Origin of the sequence: Rhodococcus sp. (in: high G+C Gram-positive bacteria), from assembly GCF_049299235.1 — a bacterium.
In the GTDB taxonomy this organism is placed as follows: Bacteria; Actinomycetota; Actinomycetes; order Mycobacteriales; family Mycobacteriaceae; genus Rhodococcus.
The window spans coordinates 1-6,130 of record NZ_JBAQXC010000138.1 but is presented as its reverse complement, the minus strand read 5'-3'; the positions used below and the strand labels follow the sequence as shown (position 1 = coordinate 6,130).

The following is a 6,130-nucleotide window of genomic DNA, read 5'->3' as shown; positions in this document are numbered from 1 at the left end:
CGATGCAATCGCCACCGGTGAACCACCACGATCACAGGTTCTCGGTGGCGTCGCCTACGGGCACGACGGCAAGCCCCGCGACTCCGCCGGCATCGCCCGCTACTACGCGGCCCGCAAACCGGCGAAGCCGACGCCGACGCCGATGCCGACGCCTACCGACACCACCCGATGAGCCTCACCGCCCGAGGAAGGGGAGGTCGCCCCCGGTTCCAGCCGGGGGCGACCACAGTCGAAGCCATCAGACGAATGACACACGTTGTCCCGCAACACCAGTGCGGTCGCACCGCGACAGCAGGGTCGGCACCGAACAACACCGACGGGGCGGTCGAACCCGATGCTTCGACCGCCGCTTCCGCAGATACCGGTGCCGGGCCGACAGCTCACCACGCACATACTGCCCGGCCGGCATGGCGTTGCCGCGAACGCCCACAGTTCTGCGACTCCGAACCTGCCGTGCCTGCCCACCGGAGACGCACCGCATACCACGAACGTCACCCCGGAACATCGACCCACCAACCATCCAGAGGATCAACCGACATGAACACCACACCGATTCGCGCCGAGAATCTCACTGTCGGCGACACCATCGACCTCAGTCCTGCGCTCGACTGGTTGCGCAACCATGCCGACGGTCCGGTCGACGCAATCGCAATCGCCATCGACCTCGCCTCATGCGACTACGCCGTCGTCACCGCGCTCGACGTCGAACGCCACAGCCGGACCGGTGAACCTGTCGTCGTCATCAGCAACACGATCGTCGACATCGCGGTTCCCGCAGCTCTGGAATTCAACCGCATTACCGCCTGACACTGCACACCACGTCCGTCAACGCGACTACCCGCCCCGCGCCCGCCAACACAGGACCGCAGAACGAGGACCGCCGATGACCGTCACCGTCAGCTACACCGAAACCCGCACCAGCACGGTCACCATCGACCAGGCCGAGGCACACGAACTACTCACCAAAATCGGATACGGCACCGTGCGCACGACCAGCGACGCCGAACTCGCAACAACACTGCGGGACGAACTACTGACGGTGGACTCGAGCCTTCCTGCTGCACTCGAACCACTCATCGGCAGATGCGCCGCAGTCAGCTTCCGAGAGTGGGAGGTGACCGACCGATAGTCGGCAGGGTTCTGCACCGCGCACGCAACAACAGGAGGACCGTGAATTGGACAACGACCCGATCGACGAAGATGCCTACTTGCAATCATCAGCGATGCAGTTCATCCCGGAGGTGGACTTCGATCCAACCGACCCCGTCGCACTCGAAGCCGTGCGGATCGCAAGCGCGCGGGACTTGCTGTGACCGAACGATTGATCGCAGTCGTCACCTGGCGGTCGAACGGTCGGCGCGGACCCGCCGACCGTCGCCGACATGACAGGGAAGCACCGAAAGATGCAGGGAAACAGCAGCTTCGATCGCTCATCGAGCGCACGCTTGTCGACGATGAGCGTGGCGACCCGATGCCGCATCGTCATGGTGACGAACTGTGGGTAGGTCAGCGACGGCGTCGAGCGGGAACCTGCGACCTCGTCGTGCCACCGGCTGCCACCGATATCGGCACGTCGACAGCCGGTCCACGCAGCCGGCGGTCGCAGCGTCGACCCGGTGCTCGCGCTTCGGTGTGACGGCACGTCGAGGAGGAACCATCGGCGACACCGCCTCGCCGTATCCGGACCCGAGCGTGTCGGTCGGCGACTACACCGAGATCGAGGTCGGTGATGTCATTCGATACACGACCAGCAACGATCGCGGCCGTCGAGCCGATGCGTTCGACTACATCGTCACAGCAGTCGAAGTCGAACCGCTCGATCTCACCGGCCCACAGAAGCGCACCGTCCCCGCACGTCGGATCCACGTGGCGGTTCTGGTTCCCCCCGCAGTCGACGCGCGCAGACGCTCCGTCGGTGACGTTCAGGTGCGGGGCGTGGCCACCCGAGTCGTGGGAGCACACGACACGCTGCTTCGGACCGCCCGACGCCAGGCAGCCGCGCTCGCCGACGGCATAGAACATCGGATCCCGCCGGGATCGAACCGGAAAGGAAGACAGAATTGTCCGTGACCATCAAACAGGTGTGCGACGTCCTCAATACTGCAGCGGACGACATCATTGCTCGCGCGAACCTCGCCACCGACAGTGCGGTGAGCGACGCGATGAATCTGCTCACAAACGTTGCCGTGCACCGCTTGTCCGCCCCCGACACCACGGTCGACGACGTCATTCGTGCCAATTACAGCAGCGAGCCAGAGGAAGTCCTGAGCTGGCTCTGACGCATCTGTCGCCGGCGTCACCGGCCCAGAATTTGCTCTCGGCAACCGAATGGGCTGTACCCGAACCTCGGTGAGGCCGTCGCTTCACCGCACCGAACCCGAAAGGACCACCATGGCGAACGCCGCCGACATCGCTGGATACACCTACAAGGTCGAGAACTACAGTCCCGCCCAGTTGATCGAGGTGCTCATCGCCGAGGGCGTCGCAAGCCCCGGCGCACGGGGGATGGCAGTCGAGGACGTGCTCGATCAGATCGCCGGCGCGAACGCCATCGACCGCTACGACGAGCGGACTTTCGACAGCTCCGAGTTCCCCAAGGTCATCTTCGTTTCGCAGCTGTCCGAAGACGACCGCAGAACCTGGTACGACGTCTGACCTGGTGGCCGGCGCGCCGTTCGCGCACGCCGGCCGGTCATGCTCAGTCGTCGAGCAGATCGACTTCTTCGCCATCGACGGTGAACACCGTGGCGATCGAGTCGGAATCGCGGATCGAGCGCAATGCCCGCTCGGCGGCATCCCGCGGATCCGACCCGTCCATCTGGATCGTCCATGTCACCGTGTACTCCTTCATGATCACGCCTTTCTGCTGGTGTGGAGACTCTCAAGGGCACTGAAAGCATATCGATTTCGTGCCGCAGGAAAACGCGGGACATTCTGCAAATCAATACGAAAAAATTGACCACTTCATGCTGAATTGAAAGCCTCGTCGAGGACGAAATAGTGCGGCCTCGACGACACCCAGATCGTCACATCCCGCATCGCGACCTGATCCACGAGGAACCGTCGCGCACCACGAGCCTACCCACGACCGGCACCGTCCGAAGTGCCGGCAACGCAGCCCTGAGAATCGGAGTTCAACAAATGACGACATACGACCTGTGCCACCCTTGTGCGGCGGCGATCGTCAACGACGACTACAGCGGACTCGAGTTCTACTCCGATGACCTCGCAGAACGAGTACGCAGATTCGCGCGCACCGCGGGCTACTTCGTGCTCACCCGCGAGATCAGTAGTGACAGTGCCTGCGACGCCTGCCACCAGAGCATGGACGGCCACGGACACGCCGCCGAGACCCTCATCTGACTCAGTGGCAGCCACCGAACAGGTAGGCCCAGATGCTGCGCACAAGCACGGGCGGATCACTCCCGGTCGTCGCATCCCGCGGGAACGCTGGTGTCGACCGAACGGGACCGACCCTCATCGCCGGCGCCTGCTGCGACAACCGTGACCGGCCCGGTGGAACGGCACTGGACATCGGCGCCGGCCGGGCAGGGGGAGCGAAGTTCGACCCCGCAGTCCATCGGGGCGGACCGGTCGGGATACCGCAGCGCGGAGCGTGCACGCACCTGTCGTTGCCGCCCGCAGACCTGCGACACGGTCCACGCTCAGCGCGACGGTGCATATCTGAGCAACTCGCTCGCCGAACGTCGTCCGAACCGCCGCATCAGCTCGATCGGCGCCGGCAACTGGTCGTGCGGGCATCAGTTCGATTGCCGTACGAGGAACACCGACCGTACGAACAGCCATACGAGGAGGCCCAGTGAACTCGCGTTACCCGTCCGAATGGATCGACGTCGACGACGTCCAGGTCGGTGATCGGCTCGTCTGTCTGCTGGCCGACGCGGACGCCTACCCGACGGTCACAGGGTGGGAGGACATCACGTACAAGACCACCAACTCGGTCTACCGACAGTTCGAGGTCAACGGTGATCGTCCCTGGTGGGTAGACGACGGACACCTCGCGGTGGAGCGGCCCGGCCAAGCGCACATCGTCTCCCGGTAAATCAGCTCGCATATCCAGCACCGGAAAGGATCGTAAAGTGACCGACAGAGCGCAGACCGTCACCGACATTATCGCGAACTACATCGCCAACGAAGGTGACATGGATGACGGAAAGAGAATCTCCGAGCGCGCCACAGAATTCGCGACCGCCGGTAATGTCGACGGCCTTGCCGAATATGTGACGCACACAGTGCGAAGCCACGCCAGCGGTTTCACCGCAGAAGTCCGAAACGAACTCGCCGAGAACGATTGGGAACGAATCGACTGGAACGAAGTGGCATATCAGTTGCGCGACTGATATCGCCGGCAACGGTCCACCGAGTATCCGAGACCATCGACGCCGCCGGCCGGCTGACCGTCCTGCTGTGGGCAGGGGCACAGTGCCGCAACTCCCACGCCCGCACCGGCCCATGTGGAACAACGTGTACCACAACATTTCCTGTTGACATCCGACACCTGATCCGCCCGCGTCGGCCGACGCGGGCGGAACACCAGACGAGACTGAGGAGAAACATCATGAGCAACGGATACACCACGATCGACCAGATCAAAGCGGCGAACAAGAAGCTCGGCCACCACTGGTTTTCCATCGATTCCGTGGACCATCACGGGACCCGGATCGAAACGGGAGTGATCGGGAACTACTACTTCGTCGAATCCGGCTACACGTTCGCCGGCGAACCGGCCAGCGGGCGGGTGTTCCGCGCTGTCGCGGCCGGCCCCGACGGAGATGTCCGGTACCTTCGCGGCGGCGATACCTTCGCCACTCTCGACGAGGCCCTTGCCGCCATCACCAGCACCGCGGGCGGATGACCACGCGGGTGCCCTGCCGGATCGACCATTCTCGACCACGTGAGGACCTCGACCGTATTCGATCCGACGTGGCACCACGCGGTGTACCGAACCACTACTCGAGCTGCGCCGCGACCCATTCCCAGTAGCCCAGGCGGGTATCACCGTTGCCGACCTCGTACTGCCAGTCAGATACCCGAAACTGCGGGTGCGAACCCCACATGCCGTGTACGCGTACGAGATCTGCTGCGTTGTCCATATTCTCAGATCTCGCTGAACAAGTACGGGCTGTTGAAGGTACCCGGATCGGTGATGTTGACCATCGTCGCCACGAACGGCCAGGCGGTCCGGTCGTAGAAATCGTGGAACTGGGTGCCGGAAGGCACCGTCGTCTGTAGCACCACCAGGAAGCCCTGATCGTCGCCCAGATCGTCATCGACGTGAACAGCGGCAGGATCCACCGATCCCTGCGCCGCCAGAAGTGTGCGGAGGTGACTCTCGATGCGCGCGCGACCGTTTCCGGTGAGGTCACCGTCGTCGTCGACGATCCCTGCCGGCAGGCCTCGTTCGCGGTGAAACTGGAGGAGTTCGGCGAACTGAACCGAGATGACACTACCCTCTCCGACCTCGACGGACACCCGAGGGTCGTCATCGCCGAGGTCGATGTGGGTGAGGTGCTCTCCCGCCAAGTCTCCGATGGTTGCAGAACGATTCATGAGGTCCTTCCTGATGGCACCCAACGACGAGTGGGTATGAACAATGCAGCGAAAGTACTTGTGCTACAACAGTATAACTATCGACGATGGCTCCGTGTCAGCCGTGACCGATCGGAGGTCAGCGTCACCTGGTTCGCGTTTGCCTACCGAGTCGCCGGTCCAACTCTGCAGGATCGGCGACTCACACAAAAACGCAGTCACGCAACGTTTATCGTGGCAGTAGCCACCTTGATCACGGAAGCCGTATTCCAGCGAGCACTCGGCCCCTTCCCGGCGCCGGTGTCGCCGACCATCGGCTCGCGAACTGTCCGCACCAGAAACAGAAGGAGCAACTACATGGTTCATAGCTACGGGATCTGCACCCTCACCGACGCGCGAGCACTGTTCGATGCCGTCGCCGACGCCACAGGCCAACTTTCCGTCGTCGACCGGTACGGAAGCCCATGGACAATCCTCGCGGTCGGTGGCACATTACGGGCCCGTCCACGACCGCTGGGACAATCCGAGGCTGAGCGCACCGACAACCGCGCGGTCTGCTACCTCGAGGAACTCATACGGG

The 6,130-nt window shown here is 63.3% G+C and carries 14 protein-coding genes; 11 read left to right on the top strand and 3 right to left on the bottom strand.

Going from position 1 to position 6,130, the window contains the following annotated elements:
- The first annotated feature begins 537 nt into the window (after positions 1-537).
- The 6 genes from WAX14_RS08420 to WAX14_RS08395 all read left to right on the top strand — a co-directional run bounded on the left by WAX14_RS08420 (position 538) and on the right by WAX14_RS08395 (position 2,655).
- Positions 538-807: a hypothetical protein gene (locus tag WAX14_RS08420; protein ID WP_422627635.1), complete on the top strand. Its 270-nt coding sequence runs from the start codon at positions 538-540 to the stop codon at positions 805-807.
- 76 nt (positions 808-883) lie between these two features.
- A complete protein-coding gene (locus tag WAX14_RS08415) occupies positions 884-1,129 on the top strand; it encodes a hypothetical protein (RefSeq protein WP_422627634.1) in 246 nt (81 codons plus the stop codon).
- A 46-nt stretch (positions 1,130-1,175) separates the two neighbouring features.
- Positions 1,176-1,313 carry a hypothetical protein gene (locus WAX14_RS08410; protein ID WP_422627633.1) on the top strand — a complete coding sequence of 46 codons (138 nt, stop codon included), beginning with the start codon at positions 1,176-1,178 and terminating at the stop codon, positions 1,311-1,313.
- A gap of 319 nt (positions 1,314-1,632) precedes the next feature.
- Positions 1,633-2,070 carry a hypothetical protein gene (locus WAX14_RS08405; protein ID WP_422627632.1) on the top strand — a complete coding sequence of 146 codons (438 nt, stop codon included), beginning with the start codon at positions 1,633-1,635 and terminating at the stop codon, positions 2,068-2,070.
- A complete protein-coding gene (locus tag WAX14_RS08400) occupies positions 2,067-2,279 on the top strand; it encodes a hypothetical protein (protein WP_422627631.1) in 213 nt (70 codons plus the stop codon). Before WAX14_RS08405 ends, WAX14_RS08400 begins: the two co-directional genes overlap by 4 nt.
- 112 nt (positions 2,280-2,391) lie before the next feature.
- Positions 2,392-2,655 carry a hypothetical protein gene (locus WAX14_RS08395; protein WP_422627630.1) on the top strand — a complete coding sequence of 88 codons (264 nt, stop codon included), beginning with the start codon at positions 2,392-2,394 and terminating at the stop codon, positions 2,653-2,655.
- Between the two features lie 43 nt (positions 2,656-2,698).
- On the opposite strand, the gene WAX14_RS08390 is transcribed toward WAX14_RS08395, so the two are convergent.
- Positions 2,699-2,836, bottom strand: coding sequence for a hypothetical protein (locus WAX14_RS08390; protein ID WP_422627629.1), 138 nt, complete (start codon positions 2,834-2,836; stop codon positions 2,699-2,701).
- 305 nt (positions 2,837-3,141) lie between these two features.
- Between WAX14_RS08390 and WAX14_RS08385 the strand changes: the two genes are divergently transcribed.
- The 4 genes from WAX14_RS08385 to WAX14_RS08370 all read left to right on the top strand — a co-directional run bounded on the left by WAX14_RS08385 (position 3,142) and on the right by WAX14_RS08370 (position 4,876).
- The gene (locus WAX14_RS08385; RefSeq protein WP_422627628.1) at positions 3,142-3,363 is read left to right on the top strand and encodes a hypothetical protein; all 222 of its coding nucleotides are present in this window, start codon (positions 3,142-3,144) and stop codon (positions 3,361-3,363) included.
- A gap of 457 nt (positions 3,364-3,820) precedes the next feature.
- Entirely contained in the window at positions 3,821-4,063 is a 243-nt protein-coding gene (locus WAX14_RS08380) for a hypothetical protein (RefSeq protein ID WP_422627627.1), read from the top strand.
- Between the two features lie 37 nt (positions 4,064-4,100).
- On the top strand, positions 4,101-4,361 hold the full coding sequence (locus WAX14_RS08375; protein WP_422627626.1) for a hypothetical protein: 261 nt from the start codon (positions 4,101-4,103) through the stop codon (positions 4,359-4,361).
- A 218-nt stretch (positions 4,362-4,579) separates the two neighbouring features.
- Entirely contained in the window at positions 4,580-4,876 is a 297-nt protein-coding gene (locus WAX14_RS08370) for a hypothetical protein (RefSeq protein ID WP_422627625.1), read from the top strand.
- 94 nt (positions 4,877-4,970) lie between these two features.
- Here WAX14_RS08370 and WAX14_RS08365 read toward each other — a convergent pair whose 3' ends face one another.
- Positions 4,971-5,114, bottom strand: a complete 144-nt coding sequence (locus tag WAX14_RS08365; RefSeq protein WP_422627624.1) for a hypothetical protein — start codon at positions 5,112-5,114, stop codon at positions 4,971-4,973.
- A 4-nt stretch (positions 5,115-5,118) separates the two neighbouring features.
- Entirely contained in the window at positions 5,119-5,571 is a 453-nt protein-coding gene (locus tag WAX14_RS08360) for a hypothetical protein (protein ID WP_422627623.1), read from the bottom strand.
- A gap of 336 nt (positions 5,572-5,907) precedes the next feature.
- Between WAX14_RS08360 and WAX14_RS08355 the strand changes: the two genes are divergently transcribed.
- A partial coding sequence (locus WAX14_RS08355) for a hypothetical protein (protein ID WP_422627622.1) occupies positions 5,908-6,130 on the top strand: 223 nt, incomplete at its 3' end.

What these genes read in the sequence shown, in the direction of transcription:
- WAX14_RS08415 (WP_422627634.1), top strand. Translation starts at nt 884, where the DNA reads ATGACCGTCACCGTCAGCTACACCGAAACCCGCACCAGCACGGTCACC.
- WAX14_RS08385 (WP_422627628.1), top strand. Translation starts at nt 3,142, where the DNA reads ATGACGACATACGACCTGTGCCACCCTTGTGCGGCGGCGATCGTCAAC.
- WAX14_RS08395 (WP_422627630.1), top strand. Translation starts at nt 2,392, where the DNA reads ATGGCGAACGCCGCCGACATCGCTGGATACACCTACAAGGTCGAGAAC.
- WAX14_RS08420 (WP_422627635.1), top strand. Translation starts at nt 538, where the DNA reads ATGAACACCACACCGATTCGCGCCGAGAATCTCACTGTCGGCGACACC.
- WAX14_RS08360 (WP_422627623.1), bottom strand. Translation starts at nt 5,571, where the DNA reads ATGAATCGTTCTGCAACCATCGGAGACTTGGCGGGAGAGCACCTCACC.
- WAX14_RS08365 (WP_422627624.1), bottom strand. Translation starts at nt 5,114, where the DNA reads ATGGACAACGCAGCAGATCTCGTACGCGTACACGGCATGTGGGGTTCG.
- WAX14_RS08370 (WP_422627625.1), top strand. Translation starts at nt 4,580, where the DNA reads ATGAGCAACGGATACACCACGATCGACCAGATCAAAGCGGCGAACAAG.